At 29.1% G+C, this 17,312-nt stretch carries 15 protein-coding genes; 12 read left to right on the forward strand and 3 right to left on the reverse strand.

The window, feature by feature from the left end; translation table 11 throughout:
* Nucleotides 1-3: 3 nt before the first annotated feature.
* A complete protein-coding gene (locus tag ANASTE_RS09180; protein ID WP_039945510.1) occupies nucleotides 4-2,217 on the reverse strand; it encodes a peptidoglycan DD-metalloendopeptidase family protein in 2,214 nt (737 codons plus the stop codon).
* A gap of 387 nt (nucleotides 2,218-2,604) precedes the next feature.
* Between ANASTE_RS09180 and ANASTE_RS09185 the strand changes: the two genes are divergently transcribed.
* The 4 genes from ANASTE_RS09185 to ANASTE_RS09200 all read left to right on the forward strand — a co-directional run bounded on the left by ANASTE_RS09185 (nucleotide 2,605) and on the right by ANASTE_RS09200 (nucleotide 6,902).
* Entirely contained in the window at nucleotides 2,605-3,552 is a 948-nt protein-coding gene (locus tag ANASTE_RS09185; protein ID WP_007050742.1) for a transglutaminase-like domain-containing protein, read from the forward strand.
* 219 nt (nucleotides 3,553-3,771) lie between these two features.
* Nucleotides 3,772-5,022 (forward strand): MBOAT family O-acyltransferase, encoded by a 1,251-nt coding sequence (locus ANASTE_RS09190; protein ID WP_341271232.1) that lies wholly within the window; start codon nucleotides 3,772-3,774, stop codon nucleotides 5,020-5,022.
* A gap of 93 nt (nucleotides 5,023-5,115) precedes the next feature.
* On the forward strand, nucleotides 5,116-6,462 hold the full coding sequence (locus ANASTE_RS09195) for an alginate O-acetyltransferase AlgX-related protein (protein WP_007050744.1): 1,347 nt from the start codon (nucleotides 5,116-5,118) through the stop codon (nucleotides 6,460-6,462).
* Nucleotides 6,463-6,470: 8 nt separating this feature from the next.
* On the forward strand, nucleotides 6,471-6,902 hold the full coding sequence (locus ANASTE_RS09200) for a ubiquitin-like domain-containing protein (RefSeq protein ID WP_007050745.1): 432 nt from the start codon (nucleotides 6,471-6,473) through the stop codon (nucleotides 6,900-6,902).
* A 216-nt stretch (nucleotides 6,903-7,118) separates the two neighbouring features.
* Here the strand turns inward: ANASTE_RS09200 and nth are convergent, their stop codons facing one another.
* Nucleotides 7,119-7,784 carry an endonuclease III gene (nth, locus tag ANASTE_RS09205; protein ID WP_007050746.1) on the reverse strand — a complete coding sequence of 222 codons (666 nt, stop codon included), beginning with the start codon at nucleotides 7,782-7,784 and terminating at the stop codon, nucleotides 7,119-7,121.
* A 109-nt stretch (nucleotides 7,785-7,893) separates the two neighbouring features.
* On the opposite strand from nth, the gene ANASTE_RS09210 reads away from it, so the two are divergent.
* A complete protein-coding gene (locus ANASTE_RS09210; protein WP_007050747.1) occupies nucleotides 7,894-8,079 on the forward strand; it encodes a hypothetical protein in 186 nt (61 codons plus the stop codon).
* A 54-nt stretch (nucleotides 8,080-8,133) separates the two neighbouring features.
* On the opposite strand, the gene ANASTE_RS09215 is transcribed toward ANASTE_RS09210, so the two are convergent.
* On the reverse strand, nucleotides 8,134-9,081 hold the full coding sequence (locus ANASTE_RS09215; RefSeq protein ID WP_007050748.1) for an alpha/beta hydrolase: 948 nt from the start codon (nucleotides 9,079-9,081) through the stop codon (nucleotides 8,134-8,136).
* Between the two features lie 210 nt (nucleotides 9,082-9,291).
* Here ANASTE_RS09215 and ANASTE_RS09220 point away from each other — a divergent pair, with 210 nt between their 5' ends.
* The 7 genes from ANASTE_RS09220 to ANASTE_RS09250 all read left to right on the forward strand — a co-directional run bounded on the left by ANASTE_RS09220 (nucleotide 9,292) and on the right by ANASTE_RS09250 (nucleotide 17,265).
* Nucleotides 9,292-10,776: a clostripain-related cysteine peptidase gene (locus ANASTE_RS09220; RefSeq protein WP_181965908.1), complete on the forward strand. Its 1,485-nt coding sequence runs from the start codon at nucleotides 9,292-9,294 to the stop codon at nucleotides 10,774-10,776.
* A gap of 132 nt (nucleotides 10,777-10,908) precedes the next feature.
* Nucleotides 10,909-11,868, forward strand: a complete 960-nt coding sequence (gene pfkA, locus ANASTE_RS09225) for a 6-phosphofructokinase (protein WP_007050750.1) — start codon at nucleotides 10,909-10,911, stop codon at nucleotides 11,866-11,868.
* Nucleotides 11,869-11,900: 32 nt separating this feature from the next.
* Nucleotides 11,901-13,628, forward strand: a complete 1,728-nt coding sequence (pyk, locus tag ANASTE_RS09230) for a pyruvate kinase (protein WP_007050751.1) — start codon at nucleotides 11,901-11,903, stop codon at nucleotides 13,626-13,628.
* Between the two features lie 41 nt (nucleotides 13,629-13,669).
* Complete coding sequence (locus tag ANASTE_RS09235; RefSeq protein WP_007050752.1) at nucleotides 13,670-14,542, forward strand: YitT family protein; 873 nt, start codon at nucleotides 13,670-13,672, stop codon at nucleotides 14,540-14,542.
* Between the two features lies 1 nt (nucleotide 14,543).
* Nucleotides 14,544-15,467 carry an RluA family pseudouridine synthase gene (locus tag ANASTE_RS09240; RefSeq protein ID WP_007050753.1) on the forward strand — a complete coding sequence of 308 codons (924 nt, stop codon included), beginning with the start codon at nucleotides 14,544-14,546 and terminating at the stop codon, nucleotides 15,465-15,467.
* Nucleotides 15,468-15,634: 167 nt separating this feature from the next.
* Nucleotides 15,635-16,552 carry an immunoglobulin-like domain-containing protein gene (locus ANASTE_RS11520; protein ID WP_198004109.1) on the forward strand — a complete coding sequence of 306 codons (918 nt, stop codon included), beginning with the start codon at nucleotides 15,635-15,637 and terminating at the stop codon, nucleotides 16,550-16,552.
* 263 nt (nucleotides 16,553-16,815) lie between these two features.
* Entirely contained in the window at nucleotides 16,816-17,265 is a 450-nt protein-coding gene (locus ANASTE_RS09250) for a bactofilin family protein (RefSeq protein WP_007050755.1), read from the forward strand.
* Nucleotides 17,266-17,312 lie beyond the last annotated feature (47 nt).

The following is a 17,312-nucleotide window of genomic DNA, read 5'->3' on the forward strand; positions in this document are numbered from 1 at the left end:
CTCTTATTTAAATTTAGCTCCTTTAACTTTACTGTAATTACCATATGAAGTTACATTTTCTATTTTATTATAGGCTCTTACTTTATAATAATAAGGTTTATTTTTCTTCTTTTTCGATTTATCTATGTAGGACAATTTGCTTGTGGTTGCAATTCTTTTAAATTTTTTATCTTTATAATTGGAACGATAAATTTGGTATCCTTTAGCATAAGATGATTTTGAGTATTTTATTTTCACAGCATAATTTTTACCCTTAGTGATTTTTATACCTTTTACGGTAGAAGGTTTTTTTATGTATTTAATACATACTGCATAGCTGTAGTTACCATATATAATAGTATTTTGGTTCTTATAATAAGGTCTTATTTTATAATAATAAAATTTATCCTTTTTTACTTTATCCGTAAAATTGTCTTTGTTCGTTACTCCTATTTTCTTATAATTTCTATCTTTAACCGTAGATCTGTATACTTCGTATGCCGTAGCATTGTATGATTTATTGTATTTAATATTAACGTTGCTTCCGGGTGAATCTTTTATGCTTAGAGCTGTAATATTACTTGGTTTTATTTGTATGTTTTTTACCCCAGAGTATTTGCCCTTTGCAGAGAATTCAAACTTGGTCGCATATCCGATAACTTTAAAGTAGTACGTTTGACCAAATTTTAATTTTTTTGCAGTCATATTTGTTGAAGTCGTTTCTCCGAGTTTAGTATATTTCCCATTTTCAGAAGCTGAATAATAAACCAGATATTTATTAGCATTTACTTTATTCCAGCTGATTATTATATTATCGGCACCTTGCTGCTCTAATCGTATATTAGGTGCAGCCGGAGCTTTGGGTATATCTGTTTGTAATATAAACCCTTTATTTGCCGTCGAGGCTTTTTTTTCTGCTGTGCTGAAATTTGATAAGTCGTTCCAACCGTAATTTTTATTGGTATCTATCGCTAAATAATCTTCTCTTATATATGGTCTGTCTTTATATTCATCTGAAGGCTGTCCCTTTGCAAATGCCTTGTAAGAGAATTTAGTTCCGTCTACCCATTTAAATGTCCCTTGTTTCTTTTCATCGGTTGCACCTATGAAATAATAATCCTTTTTGCCGTATTTTTTTATCATGTTTATTACTGATTTGTTTCTGGTGCTGTTACTCAATATTGCCAGATGACCTCCAAGCCTCTTACATATGTTTTCTGAATATTTCCAAGATGAAGATACCTCAAATAAAGAATAAATTTTATTATCTGCAATGATTGATTTCTTTGGTGTATATTTAGGTAAATCTACATAAAATACTGTTTGTGCACTTGCACTGCTCTTTGTCCCGTATTTGCTGTCTATCGCTTGTATAAATACTTTATATTCCCCGGGTAATAAATTGGTAAACGTAACTTCATTTTTTGTTGTGCTTCCGCTTAATGTTGGGAAAAAAGTTGCATATTCTTTTGGTACAGAGTATAAATAATATTTATAGCTGTTTGCATTTTTTACTTTGCTCCATTTTACTTTCATTGATTTTGATGTTGTTTTGGCTTTGTATTTGCTTGTTATTACAGGAAGGCATTTTTTACATCCTTTTGCAAGTCCGTATTTTTTTTCTGTGCTTGCAGTAGTTTTTGCTAGTTTTCCGCAGATACATTTTCCTATCAAAACATGGGGATGTTTTTTAGTGTCTTGTACTCCGTATTTATTATAAACATGAGTATGATTTTTGTTATAAGTATATTTTAACTTATTCGGATTTACTTCTGCAGTTGAAGAGTAGTTCGGTGCTTTATTTACTTGGAAATGAAGGTGAACTCCTGTAGCCGCACCAGTCGCACCCATATATCCTATTATTTGTCCTTGTTTAATGCTTTGATTCTTTTTTACATATATAGAACTCATGTGCATATATGTCGACCTGTCTTTATTGTCACTGTGCTGCAAAATAACATAATTTCCTCTTCCGCTGTCATATCCTGTTTCTATGACAGTTCCTGTTTTTGCAGCGAGTATATATTTGCTGTCACATACCAGGTCAACTCCTGCATGAAATTTTTTAGTTCCGTATATGGGATGTATCCTCCAGCCGTAAGGACTTGTTACATGGGCTTTCGTATCCTCCAGCGGATATCTGTAGCTTTGTGCATTTATGGTTTTCAAGCTAAAGCTGCATGTAAAAATAAAAGTTAATATAAATATTATATTTAGTGACAAATTTCTTTTTTTCATTATGTAAAACCCCTTTAATATAACCATTTATATTTAAATAAAAAAATGTCAATAAACATAAATTTATGGTAATAATGACGTAGTTATTTGAATAATATGTGATAAATAATGAAAATATTATTAATACAATATGATAGAAATATGATATAATATTATATATCATATTATGCTACTATAAATTACTAAAATTAAAAATAGGGGGGGAATAAAAATGAAAAAGAAAATAATATCTATATATTAGACAGTAAAGTTAAGAATATTGAAGATAGTAAGAAAAATATAGATGAAACAGGATTTAACAATGAAACAGAAGACAACGAGAATCCATCTGTACCCGAAGAGCCTTTTACAGGTGAAAAAGATGGTCATTACTATAAGGACGATATATTGCAGACCGGATTTATAAAAATTGATGGAAAGATGTATTATTTTGATCCTAATTTAAAAGATGAAAATGATATTGAAGGATTAAAATTTATTCCTTCAAAAAGCGGGATATATTTAAAAGCTGGTAAGTTTTATTATTTTTCGGCTGATGGTATAGTTAAAGAAGTATCAAAAAGCGGAATATATAAAATTGATAATAAATATTATTATATTTATAGTAATAATTCTATCTATAAGAGCAGTACTTCCGGTAAGAAAAAAATTGGGAATAAATATTATTATATTTATTCCAATGGTACGGTTTTTGTCGGTGGATGGAAAAAAATAAATAACAAAAATCACTATTTTACTACCAGCGGTGCAAAAATAGGTTGGGCAAAAATAGGTAAATATTATTATTATTTTTCATCAACAGGCATATTAAACGTTAATACGATTGTTGGTAAATATTATGTAAATAAAAGCGGTAAGAGAATTACAACAAAAACATCTATGGAAGCCGTTAAGTTAGTAAATAAAATATCAAAAAATAAAAAGAATAATACAAAAGCAAAAAAATTAAAAGCTTGCTATAATTATATTTATAAAACTTATAAATATAAAAGAAGTTACGCAAAACCTACTTCAAAAGGGAAAAACTGGACAAGTTATTATGCTTACCAAATGTATAAAAAGAAAAAAGGGAATTGTTATAATTATGCAAGTTCATTCGCATATTGTGCAAAAGTATTAGGATATGATGCAAGAGTTGTAACCGGTAAAATAGTAGCATTGGGCGGCGGAATGACTCCTCATGGATGGGTTGAAATAAAACATTCCAATGGTAAATTATATTTGTACGATCCAAATATGCAAAAAAATTATAAAAACATAAATTCTTATCAGAGAACATATAAAAAGCCTCCTTTTGGCATAAAAAAACAAAAAGTATATCCTATAAATTTATAGGATATTATTTAGAGTAGTATTAAATTTATACTATAGTTTTTATATACAAAGAGAAAAGGGAGTTTTATGGTTTTTAGTTCTATTGTGTTTTTATGTGCGTTTTTACCTATCACATTTATCTTATATACAATTATTCCGTCCTTAAAATTTAAGAATGGTTTATTAATCGTTGCGAGTTTGATTTTTTATGCATATGGGGAACCTATTTATATTTTGTTAATGCTGTTTAGTTCACTGGTTAATTTTATTTTTGCTAAAATAATCGGCTGCAATAAAGTTCGTATAAAAAAAGTGTTTTTAATTTTAGATGTTATTATTAACTTAGGAATGCTAGGGATATTTAAATATTCTTCAATGGTCGTTATCAGCTTAAATAATATTCTAAATTTAAACTTTACTGTACCTAATATACTTCTTCCGATAGGTATATCATTTTATACTTTTCAAATTTTATCATATGTAATAGACGTATATTATAATAGGGTAAAAGTTCAAAATAATTATTTTAAGTTACTTTTATATATATCTTTTTTCCCTCAGTTAATAGCGGGACCTATTGTTAAATATCATGATATCAATGAACAAATAGATAATAGAAAACAAATCCCGGAAGAAGTGGCAAAAGGGATAAGACGATTTATAGTTGGACTGTCCAAAAAAGTACTTATTTCAAATGTTATGGCTTTAGCTGCGGATAATATTTATTCATATAACCTAACTGATATCAATATAGTTCTTTCTTGGATCGGTGCCATTTCTTATATGCTTCAAATATATTTTGATTTCAGCGGATACAGCGATATGGCTATAGGGCTAGGTAAAATGTTTGGATTTAATATAAAAGAGAACTTTAATTATCCTTATTATGCTGATAGCATAAAAGATTTTTGGAGAAGATGGCATATTTCTTTATCTTCATGGTTTAGAGACTATTTATATATTCCACTAGGTGGAAATCGAAAAGGAAAGGTGCGTACTTGTATAAATAAAATAATAGTATTTTTCTTTACCGGATTGTGGCATGGCGCCAATTGGACGTTTGTTGTTTGGGGACTATATCATGGTTTGTTTTTACTGTTGGAAGAATATTTGAATTTTATAAAAAAGATGCCAAAAGTAATAAGACATATATATGTGATAATTGTTGTAGCAGTCGGTTTTGTAATGTTTAGAGCGAATACGCTTTATCAAGGTATATATTTTATAAAGCAAATGTTTACCGGATATTCTTTTTCTCCACTATCAATTAGTCTAGCTTATGAACAGTTGAATCCATTGTTTATAATAGTACTTATTATTGCAATTATAGGTTCTTTGCCTGTTAAGAAGTATATTAAAAATAAAGTTGACTTAAATAAATATAAACAAATCGAGACGGTTTATTATATTTTAAGTATTGTTTTATTATTAATTTGTATTATTAATCTATCAGGAAGTACATATAATCCTTTTATTTATTTTAGATTTTAGATATTAATGGAATGGAGAAAGAAATGAATAAAAATAAATCATTAGTTTATATAATTATCTGCTTTTTTTATATGCAGCATACCATTAATTGGAATGATAAATAATAAGACGGATGTTACGACTGAAAAGAAAGAACTATCTAAATTCCCTTCAATTAAAAAAGAAGAAAGTATTAACATACGATATTTGCCTGAACTGGGAGATTATTTTACTGAGCATTTTGCATACAGACAGGAATTGGTATCTTTAAATTCCAGTTTATATACAAATCTGTTCAACGTTTCAAATACAGACAATGTTATTGCAGGCAGGAATAATTGGCTTTATTATAAAGATTCATTAAATGATTATATTGGTAAAGACATAATGTCAGACCGAGCTATATTCAATGTTATTAATAATATAGCCATTATGCAGCAATATGTTCAGAATAAAAATAAAGAATTTATATTTACTATTGTGCCAAATAAAAATTCTTTATATTATGAAAATATGCCATACTATTATAAAAAAGTAAGTAATGATAATAACTTATCAAACTTAAATAAAGAAATAAAACGTCAAAATATAAATTATGTTGATTTAAAATCGATATTTGAAAAAAATAAAAATATTTTATATTTAAAACGGGATTCACATTGGAATAACAAGGGTGCATTATTGGCATACAATAGCATTTTAAATAAAAAAAATATAAAGCATTATTATTATGACGGAAACGAACCTAATAAACAAAATGATTACATCGGGGATTTAAATTTAATGGTATATCCTAAATTTAGTGTTCCGGAAGAAAATTATTATTATGATTATAAGCAATATAAATATGTGACCGATACAAAAAGTGTTGAGGAACCAATTATTAAAACAAAGTCATCTTATGGAAAAAATAATTTGCTTATGTACAGGGATTCTTTTGGGAATACTTTAATTCCTTTTATGTCAGGTGCTTTTAAAAATGCTACTTACTCAAAGCTGGTTCCTTATAATATAACGGAAGATTTAAAATCGAGTAAAGCGGATGTTGTTATTATCGAAAAAGTAGAAAGAAATATTGATGAATTTAGCAATATGCCTCCGATTATAGAGGGTCTAAAGTTTAATATAAGAGGAAAAGAAAGAGAAGTCTATACCAATACAACTTTAGAATGTTCATTATCCGAAGAAAACAGAAATTATATTAAAATTAGCGGAATTATCGATAAAGACTGGATAGACAGTAATTCCGAAATATATATCAGAATAACCAATGAAGATAATCAAAAATTAAATGTATATAAAACTTTTCTGTCTACTGTAAATAATAATGATTACGGTTTTACACTTTATTTAGATAAATCAAAGGTAAATTATGAAAATGCTTTTATAGAAGTAATGGGTAAACAAAAAAAATATTTAAACATTTTATATGAAGATGCTATAGGATTTGATAAATTTTAGAGGTAGATATGGGAAAAAAAATTAAAATATTAATCAATTGTTTATTTATTATATTTATTTGTTTATTTTTAACTTCATGTACAAAAATAAATATAAAATTAAAGGATAATGGTAAGATAACGGATTATACTACAAATAAAATGACAGTAAGAGATTTCTTTGAAGATAATGATATAGAAATAGGTAAAGATGATGAAGTATCCTTATCTCTTGATAGTCCTATAAGTGACGGAGATAAGATTGTTATAACCAGAATAAAGACAAGAAACATCAAAAGAACGAAAAAAATAAAAATTCAAAAAAGAAAACTAAATATTCATCAGAACTTTATGAAGGAGAAAGTAAAACAGAGCAAAAAGGTACAAAACGGTAAATATGTAATAACATATTATTATAAGTACATAAACGGAATATTTAAAAGAAAAAAAAGTTATAGGTAAAAAGTTTTAAAAAATCCTAAAAGTGAAATAGTTATAATAGGTACGAAGAAAAAATATAATCCTCCCAAAAATAAAGGTAATACCGGAAATAATACCACCGGGCCGAGAGAAGTTTCCAGGCAAAAAGTATATGATTGTGATGGTTCTGGGCATGGGTATTATGTGATAACTTATTCTGACGGAAGTGTAAAATATAAAAATTTTTAAAAGAAGCTGTTAAATAACAGCTTCTTTCTTTTTATTCTTTTTTGAATTTTTTTTATAAAAATTACAAAGACTATTAAGAGGACATTCTTCGCATTTAGGGTTTCTTGCCGTACAGATTTTTCTTCCATGCCATATAATCCAGTGATGTGCATTGGACCAATATTCTTTAGGGATTTTTTTCATTAAAGATTGTTCGGTTTTTAAAACATCATCACTGTTTGCAAGTCCTATCCTGTTTGATACTCTTTGGACATGTGTATCAACTGCTATAGCGGGAACTCCGAAAGCATTTGATAATACAACGTTTGCTGTTTTCCTTCCCACTCCGTTTAATTTAATAAGCTCTTCCATAGTTTTGGGAACTTCCTCATTATATTCATTACATAGTGTAAAACAAGTTTTTATGATATTCTTTGATTTAGTATTGGAAAGTCCGCAGCTTTTTATGTATTTTAAAAGTTCTTTTTCACCCATTTCCAATATTTCCGAAGGAGTATTTGCTTCTTTAAATAATTTTTCGGTAACAATATTAACTCTTTCATCGGTACATTGTGCAGAAAGGATAGTTGCAATCAGTAACTCAAACGGACTTTTAAAATGAAGACCGCATTTATATTCCCCGTAATATTTACTTAAAATATCTATTATTTCCAATGTTTCTTTTTTTGTTTTCATAATTTTTACCTTAACTTTTTTTACCTTGATTTATTTATTAATTATTGTATCATAGCTAAGCAAAATTGGAACAATAATTAAGAATAAAATTTAGAAAGGAAGTAAAAAAATGAGAAGAACAACTATGTCTATGTTAACTGGTATTACAGCAGGCTTGATCGCAGGAGTTGGTATGACTTCATATATGGCTACAAATAAGAAAATGAGAAAACCTGTTAAGAAAATGAAAAATGCGGTTGAGAAAGCTGCAAAAGAAGCTGCAAGTGAAATTAAAGATATGAGTTTGAAAAATTAGTAAAAAAGCCTGAAAAGCCTCTGATATACGTAATCAGAGGCTTTTTCTTTATTTTTATTTTAAAAATTTATTAATTTTATTTTTATATTCTTTATTATGTTCAAACCATATTTTAGTATGTTCACTGTTGTCTACTGTCCAAATTTTCTTGTTTTTAGATTTAATTGAATCATAAATATTTTTTCCCATAAAATAAGGTGTTGTAGTGTCTTTTTTACTGTTTATTATTAAAGTAGACGTTTTTATATTTGAAATTGACTTTGGAACTTCTGCATCTTTATAATAAAATCCTAACTTGATTTTATTTACAACATTTCCGCAAGACATAATGTACGATGTTGGAATTCCAATGTTCATTTTTTTTATTTCGTTTTCTATCATCCATTCCATACTGCTGACTGGACAATCTAAAATTAAAAAATCTACTTTATCATCTGTGTCTTTGTAACCTATAGCCAATCCTGAGGTTGCACCACCACATGATGTTCCAAAAACTCCAAGAGTTTTATTAGGTGCTTCTTTTTTTACATAGTCTATATAATCAATTAAATCAAACTTTTCTAAATATCCAAAAGTAGTGTATTTAGCTATATTTTCATTAGAACTTCTTTGATCATAACTTATAACATTATATCCTTTTTGCAGAAAATATTCTGCTATCGAGTACATTGAGTATCTATTGCCGCCTAGTCCATGAACTAATATAATCGTTTTATTATTTTTATTTTTTAATTTTGTTGCATAAATATAATCAGCCGGAATTTTATGTTTATCTAATGATGAAATGATATTTATAGGTTCGATAATATATTTTGATGAAATTTTGTTATAATATTTAGCATGTCTTCTGGAATTATTTATTATTTCCTTTGTGCTTTCACAAGTAGTCAATTGTGTAGATTGTAAGAATACTTGATTTCCTATATAATACGACATACCTAAAAATATGATAAATATTGATGTTATTATAAATGATAAAATGATTTTAAATTTCTTTTTCATATGATTTACTCCTAGCTTAAACCGATTTTATATTAAATAATAAATATATAAGCAAGTATTTTATTTTATCATATTTTATATTTACATAAAAGTCAAAATTATCCTAATAATAATAGTATGAAAAAAGGAATTTTATTTAGTATTATTTTTATTTTATTTATTAGTTTATTCAGTTGTAATTATAAATCCGAAATAACAACAAGAACATTGATGATTTATATGAATGGCTCCGACTTGGAAAGCGAGAATAAAATAGCAAGTGAGGATTTACAAGAATTAATGTCAGCAAAGATACCGAAGGGGATGACAATATTGGTAGAAACCGGAGGGACAAAAAAATGGCATAATAAAAATATAAGCGAAAATCACAATCAAATTTTTGAAATAAAAAATGGGAAGTTAAATCTTCTAAAAACAATGCCAAAACAAAGTATGGGAGACAGCAGAACTTTAAGCAGTTTTATTGATTTTTCTTTAAATTATAAAAACAGCAAAGAAAATATTTTGGTTTTATGGAACCATGGAGGAGGGGCAATCGTCGGATTTGGCAAAGATGAGAACTTTAAAAGCGATACACTGCTTTTGGATGAACTAAAAAAGGGATTTAAAACTGCATACGAAAAGACAAAAAAGAAACTGGACCTTGTAGTTTTTGATGCTTGTTTGATGTCTTCCTTGGAAACCGCAAATTCTATTAAAGACTATTCCAAGTATATGGTTGCAAGTGAAGAGCTTGTTTTGGGATACGGATTTGACTATAAAAAAATAGTTGGGAATTTTAATAATAGTAATATGGAAAATATAGGTAAAGTATTTGTTGATACTTATTATAATGAAAGTAAAAATAAGAAAAAAGATAATATCGTAACTATGTCTTTTTTAGATTTAGGTAAGGTTAGGAAATTATATAATAACTTTAATGAAAAATTAAAAGAAAATGATATTTATAAAAATACTTCAAATTTAAATAATAAAATGCTGAATTCAATTGCTTTTGGGGGAAGAACAAAAGAAGAAGGGTTTAGTAATATGGTCGATTTAAGTTCCTTGGCTGAAAATATTTTTAATAAAAGTGATAATAAAGAATTAGCTGAAAATATAAATGATGTGGTTTTATATAATAAAAATGGATATATAAATAAAGATGCCTGCGGGCTGTCAGTATATTTTCCGCTCAATTATAATAATAAAGCTATTTATGAGCTTAAGTTGTATCATTATTTAAGTTTAGATAATGAATATTATAAATTTTTAAAAAATTATATTGATAACGAAAATATAAAAAAAGTAAGTCATTTATATGATATAAAAGCTGTAAATGGCAAGAATATCATATATGAAATAAAATTAAATAATGAAAAGAAAAATAAACCTTTTTATTTAAATAAAGATATATTAAGCGTAAAAAAAATATATTCAAAAGGAAAATTAAATGTCTATACTGCTCCTATAATATATAATGGTAAAGAAGCAAGTTTGCGTTTTGAACAAGAACTTGCAACTGGTAAGATCAATATAGAAGGTGTCATCATGTCCAGAGGCGAACTTAATTTATCAGAGAAAAAGGTGCTGAATTTAAAAGAAAATGACGAAGTGCAAATATTGAATTATGAATTTTTAGAAGACGGTGAAATAAAGAAGATAAAAGGGGATGTACTTAAAGTAACAGCAGGTACATTAATATTACAAATGTAATGAAAAATATGAAAATTTTTTCATATTTTTACTAAAAAACTATAATGTTTTTTTTCAGAATATAGTATAATGAAGTTTAGTGAAAACTTAGAATAATATTTTAAATAATTTATATAAAAGGAGATTATAGAAGTGAAAAAAATAGCAGTTTTAACTAGCGGCGGCGATGCTCCCGGAATGAATGCGGCTATAAGGGCCGTTGTTCGTGCCGGGATATACTATGGTTTTGAAGTTTATGGAGTTTACCAAGGGTATAAAGGATTAATTGAAGATGACTTAGAAAAATTAGACGAATATTCTGTATCGGATAAAATCCAAAGAGGCGGTACATTCCTTCGTTCAGCAAGATGTTTGGAGATGAAAACAGATGAAGGTTTAAATAAAGCAGTCAATACATTACATAAACACGGTATTGAAGGCTTGGTAGTTATCGGAGGAGACGGTTCTTACAGAGGGGCACAAAAGTTGAGCAGAGCCGGGATTAATGTTATAGGTATTCCCGGAACGATTGATAACGATATATCCTGCACGGAGTATTCTATAGGTTTTGATACTGCAGTTAATACGGCAGTAGACGCGATAAATAAAATCAGAGACACATCCTCTTCTCATAACAGAGTAAATGTTGTGGAAGTTATGGGCCGTAACAGTGGGTTTATTGCATTATATGCTGGTATTGCTGCGGGTGCCGAAGCTATTTTGATCCCAGAAAAAGAACTTAATTTAGATGTTGTTTGTGACAGGATCAAAAAAGGTTTTGCTCTCGGTAAATATTACGGATTGGTAATATTGGCTGAAGGTGTGGGACATTATGAAGAATTTTGTGATGTTATAGAAAAATACTCTGGTGTAACAACAAGAGGAACAAACCTTGGATATATACAAAGAGGTGGTTCTCCTTCTGCATTTGACAGAATGCTTGCCAGCAAAATGGGAGCTATGGCGGTTGAGTGCTTGAAAGACGGTAAGACGAATAGATGTATGTGTTATCAGCACGGAAGATTTTTAGATATGGAAATCGAAGAAGCCTTATCTATGCCATACAGTATTGACGAAGAAGCTAAAAGAATTGCAGAAATGATTGCAATATAATATAGATTTGAAATAGGAGATAATCATAAATTATGAAAAAAACAAAAATTGTTTGTACAATCGGTCCCGCAAGCGAAGATAAAAAGGTATTGACACATTTGATCGCTTCGGGAATGAATGTTGCAAGACTTAATTTCTCTCACGGAGATTATGAAGAACATCAAGGAAGAATTGATACTATCAAAGAAATCAGACAAAAATTAAATCAGCCTATAGCTATTTTGCTTGATACAAAAGGTCCTGAAATCAGGACTAAAAAATTTAAAGACGGCGGAGTATTTTTAAAAGAAGGCAGCATGTTTACTCTTACAGTCGGAGATGAACTCGGAGATGAAAATAAATGTTCCACGACTTATGATCATTTAGCTGAAGAGCTTAAAAAAGGCGATGTAGTACTTATTGATGATGGTTTAATTAAACTAACTGTTAGAGAAATAAAAGGTAAAGACGTAATCCTTAGAGTAGATAACGGCGGTCCCGTTAAAAATCATAAGAGTATCAACATTCCGGGAGTTAATATCAAGCTTCCCGCTCTTACCGAAAAAGATACGAATGACTTATTATTTGGTATAAAAAATGATGTTGATTTTGTAGCTGCTTCTTTCATTAGAAGTAAAGAAGATGTTTTCGCTATAAGAGAGGTCCTTAATAATAACGGCGGAGAAGATATCCATATAATTTCTAAGATCGAAAACAGGCAAGGTGTAGACAATATAGATGAGATCATTGAAGCCAGTGACGGAATAATGGTTGCTAGAGGTGACCTTGGCGTTGAAATCCCTGCTGAAGAAGTGCCTATAGTTCAAAAGGATATTATCAAGAAATGTAACTACGTAGGCAAACCTGTTATTACCGCTACTCAAATGCTTGACAGTATGATAAACAACCCTAGAGCAACAAGAGCTGAAGTAACGGATGTTTTCAATGCTATTTTTGACGGTACGGATGCAATTATGTTATCGGGAGAAACCGCGGCAGGTAAATATCCTATTGAAGCTGTTCAGACTATGGGTATAATAGCTGAATCGGCAGAAGGTAAGTTAGCTAGTGATTTCAGAACCAGAAGTAAATATATAAATGACCAAAGTATGACCAGTGCAGTAAGTCTATCAACAGTACAAATCGCTGATTCTCTAAATGCAAAAGCAATACTTACACCTACAAGCTCAGGTTATACTGCAAGAAGGATCTCAAAATACAGACCTAACTGTGATATAGTGGCTTATACGGATAAAGAATATGTACAAAGAAGATTATCTCTTGTTTGGGGTGTTGAAGCTTATAAGATAGATGTGTTCTCGGATGTGGAATTACTTTATAAAACTATTATCAAGAGTGCAAAAGATCATTTCCACGTTCAAAACGGAGATATGGTAGTTATTACTGCGGGTATTCCTTTGGGGGTAAAAGGAACAACAAACTCTATAAGGATCGAAACTGTCGGCGAACATGTACTTAAAGGTGCAGGACTGATCAGAGGCAGAGTAAGAAGCGGCTTAAGGATTTATAATAAAGGATTATCTGACTTCAAAGAAGGAGAGATATTAGCATTAACTTCTTTTGATTCAAAAGCTATGGATTTAATAGAAAAAGCCGGCGGTGTAGTTTACAGCGAAAAGGCTTTCCCTAATGAAGTTGAAATGAAATTAAAGGGACTTGATATCCCTACATTGGTTGGTGTTGAGTCTTTTGAAGGATATGAAGATAAAGAAAAAGTTACTTTAGATGCTTCAAGAGGTATTTTGTATAAAATCAACTAATATAAAATATTAAAATATAACAGAAATGACAGAGGCTTGATATGGAAAAAGGTTTGAAGAAGGGCAATATATTGAAATTTTTAGTGGATATGTTTTTTGTGACACTTGCATGTATGATAATGGCATTTGCATTTGCTGCATTCTGTATTCCACTTGATATTGCTCCCGGCGGATTTTCAGGGCTTGCCACTGTCATTTATTCATTTACAGGGGCTCCGGTAGGAGCCGTTTCTTTTATTATGTGTATTCCTCTTTTTGTAATACTTTACAAAGATATGGGTGCAATTAATTTTCTTAAAACTCTCTACGGGACTTTCGCATTTTCATTTTTCATAGATATAATGACAGGTAAGTTCGATATTACAAATGATTTATTTTTAGCTTCAGTTTTTGGAGGTATAGTTTTCGGCGTCGGTGTCGGACTTCTATTTAAGTTTAAAGGTACGACCGGTGGGACAGAATTATTAGCTCTTTTGATTCAAAAGCGATTTCCGCATTTTACTATGGGTAATTTGATTTTAATATTAGATGGAATGGTTGTCTTAATTGCCGGGATTGCTTTTAGGAATTTCGAGATAATGGTATATTCGGGAATAAATATATTTATTGCAACGAAAGTTATCGACTTTATTCAAGAAGGTACAAGTTATACAAAGGCTTTCTATATTTTTACTTCAGACCCTAAAGGCATAAGAAATGCCATATTTGAAACCCTTGACAGAGGGGTTACCTTTATTAAAGCAAAAGGTGGATACAGTAATGAAGATAAAGATATATTATTATGTGTTGTAAGCAGGATGGAAGTTGCGGTCTTAAGAGAGCTTATTTCCGATATTGACCCTGATGCCTTCGTAATATTGGCTGAAGTCAGTGAGGTTCTTGGAGAAGGGTTTAAAGGTGTAACGGAAGAATAAAATGAGAGAAATAATCATAACCGAAGAATTTATGGATATGAGATTAGATAGGTTTATATCCAAAGTAACGACCCTTTCAAAGGGCGAGATTCAAAAACTGTTAAGAAAAAAATATATTAAAGTTAATGGTAAAAAGCAAGAAGGCAGCTATAGAACCGAGAAACTGGATAAAGTCCAGTTCTTTTTATCTGATGAAGTATTTAAACAAGATAATTTACATAGTAAATTAAATACTAATAATTTAAATATCATATATGAAGATAAAAACATTATACTTATCGATAAACCATCAGGTATACTTTCACAAGCAGACGGAAGCAGTAAAGAAGATATTGTGAGTAATCTTATTAGCTATTTAAACTCAAAATCTACGGGTATTGTTACAAGGCTTGATTTAAATACAAGCGGTATAGTACTGGCGGGAAAGAATAGAAGAGCTTTAATGCTTTTAAATGAGATGTCTAAAAATAAATTGATCGATAAAAGATATTTAACCTTAGTACGGGGTGACTTTGACAGAGAAGGTAAAGTTACGCATTATGGGATTAAGGATAATAAAGAAAATAAATTGATCCTTGGAAATAAAAAGGTTGATGGTTCTTTTGAAGTAAGTGCAGAATTTATAATAAAAAAGAGATATAAATATCATACTTTGCTTGAGGTAAGGCTTATTACCGGAAAGACGCATCAAATACGTTCCCAGCTGGATAAAATGGGTTTTCCGGTAGTAGGGGATAGGAAATATAATAAATCCAAACAATGCGGGAATAAAGATGATTTTAAAATAAACAGACAATTTCTTCATTGTTACAAACTGACATTAAAATATAGTGAAAAATATAAAGAGATCGTTACGGAAGATAAAACTTTTTATAGTGACCTACCAAAGGACTTGAAAAATGTTTTAAAAGAATTAGGTGAGTAAAAATTCAATTTTACGGTTTGTATTTAGTAATTTGACAATATATGATATATTTATTGATTATAATTAAAATAAATTTTGAGTTCTGTAATTTTATATAATTAATAGACGGAATTAGAAATTTAATATTTAATAATAGGTGAAAATAGAATATGGACATAAAAGATTTTATGAATAATAATAAAAAACTTATTATAGGTATAGTTATAATTTGTTTTGTCTTATTAATATTCATCGGCTTTAAAAAAGATGGAAAAGAAAAAATATCAATTGTAAGTAAGGATATTGAAGCAGGAAAAAACATAGATGTCTCCGAGTTTGTAAAATTAAAAGATAAATACAAAGATACATATGTAATAGAACCTTTGAATAAAAAAGTAAACTGTTTGGAAGTCGGTAAAAAAACGATAAGTTATATATTAAGAGAAAAAGGAAGTACAGACAAAGAAGAGGTAAAAGTTGATTTTAATGTAGTCGACACGACTCCTCCCGTAATAAAAGAATTAGATATACTCAGTATTCCTTTTAAAAGCAAATTTAATATCACTAAATTCATCGAAGCTGAAGATAATATAGACGGGAAGTTATCCGAGGATAAAATAAAAGTAGAGGGAAATGTTGATACGACTAAAATAGGTAAGTATAATATTAAAGTTACTGCCGAAGATTCCAGCGGGAATAAAGCAATAAAGGATATGGAAATAAAGGTAATAAGGCCTTATATTGCAATTGAAAAAATAAAAGGACTTGAAGGAAAGTATATCAACAAGAGTAAAAATCTGGTATTGAGTTTTTATGACAACTACGGAAGAGCAAGCTATTCTTTTGGTGAGACCGGAGATAGTCTAAATTACAGCGGGCATGTAAGCAGTATGCAAAAAAAGGGTAATGAAATTACATTACTTGTAAGTTATGATACTTCGGATTGGCAAAACGGAGAAAAGCCGGATTATGAATTTGCTGAAATGAAATTATATAGAACCGGTAATGATTTAAGACTTCAACGTTTTTTGGATTATAAGAATATTGATTTATCATATGCCGGGAAAAGCTGGAATGATGTAAAAAATAGTTTTAATATAAATTAAAGACCTAAGGGTCTTTTTTTATTTGTTTTATAAATTTTAGATCCATGTATTTTTTTATTAATAAAATATGCAAATAAAAATTTATAAATATTTTGGTAAAAATTGTTTACTTTTTGGTAACAGGTAAAAAATTAAGTATAAATCTATATATTTAAGTATTTTAATGTCATTTTATACACTTTTTGATTATGAAATCATCATATCATGATTGTCACAAAAAGTAAACTTTTAGGTAATAATAAATAACATAAGGGGAGTAAACTATGGGTATTTTCTCAGGGAAAAATCAAGAAGAACTCAGTAATAATGACAGCGGCAAGGCTAAGAGTTTTTTAGGTCTTATTAAGGGAAACTTGATTACAAAAAATACAATCGTTCAAGGATCGATAAATACTAAAGATGATATAACCGTCTTGGGAGGCGTAAAAGGCTCCATCAATTCTACTAAAAATGTAGAAGTCGGCGGGGTTATAAAGGGAGATATAGAAGCAGAAGACTCTATAAATCTTGAAAGCAATGCAATTTTACTCGGTAATCTAAAAGCTTCCAATATTAAAATCGATAAAGGGGCAATGATAAAGGGTAAAATAGAAATCATTAGGGATGCAATTTTAAGTTCTGATTTATTTGAAATGGAAGAGGAATTTACGGATTTGGAGCAGTTTATTGCAGATGAATCCTATGAAGATGAAAGTACTAATGAAGAAGAATAAAAAATATCAGTTATATTATGAGAAGTGTTTACAATTGTAGGCACTTT

Source organism: Anaerofustis stercorihominis DSM 17244 (assembly GCF_000154825.1).
GTDB lineage: Bacteria > Bacillota > Clostridia > Eubacteriales > Anaerofustaceae > Anaerofustis > Anaerofustis stercorihominis.

Coding starts and splice junctions, on each gene's coding strand:
- ANASTE_RS09180 (WP_039945510.1), bottom strand. CDS start 2,217: ATGAAAAAAAGAAATTTGTCACTAAATATAATATTTATATTAACTTTT.
- ANASTE_RS09190 (WP_341271232.1), top strand. CDS start 3,772: ATGCTGTTTAGTTCACTGGTTAATTTTATTTTTGCTAAAATAATCGGC.
- ANASTE_RS09195 (WP_007050744.1), top strand. CDS start 5,116: ATGATAAATAATAAGACGGATGTTACGACTGAAAAGAAAGAACTATCT.
- ANASTE_RS09200 (WP_007050745.1), top strand. CDS start 6,471: ATGGGAAAAAAAATTAAAATATTAATCAATTGTTTATTTATTATATTT.
- nth (WP_007050746.1), bottom strand. CDS start 7,784: ATGAAAACAAAAAAAGAAACATTGGAAATAATAGATATTTTAAGTAAA.
- ANASTE_RS09210 (WP_007050747.1), top strand. CDS start 7,894: ATGAGAAGAACAACTATGTCTATGTTAACTGGTATTACAGCAGGCTTG.
- ANASTE_RS09215 (WP_007050748.1), bottom strand. CDS start 9,081: ATGAAAAAGAAATTTAAAATCATTTTATCATTTATAATAACATCAATA.
- ANASTE_RS09220 (WP_181965908.1), top strand. CDS start 9,292: ATGATTTATATGAATGGCTCCGACTTGGAAAGCGAGAATAAAATAGCA.
- pyk (WP_007050751.1), top strand. CDS start 11,901: ATGAAAAAAACAAAAATTGTTTGTACAATCGGTCCCGCAAGCGAAGAT.
- ANASTE_RS09235 (WP_007050752.1), top strand. CDS start 13,670: ATGGAAAAAGGTTTGAAGAAGGGCAATATATTGAAATTTTTAGTGGAT.
- ANASTE_RS09240 (WP_007050753.1), top strand. CDS start 14,544: ATGAGAGAAATAATCATAACCGAAGAATTTATGGATATGAGATTAGAT.
- ANASTE_RS11520 (WP_198004109.1), top strand. CDS start 15,635: ATGAATAATAATAAAAAACTTATTATAGGTATAGTTATAATTTGTTTT.
- ANASTE_RS09250 (WP_007050755.1), top strand. CDS start 16,816: ATGGGTATTTTCTCAGGGAAAAATCAAGAAGAACTCAGTAATAATGAC.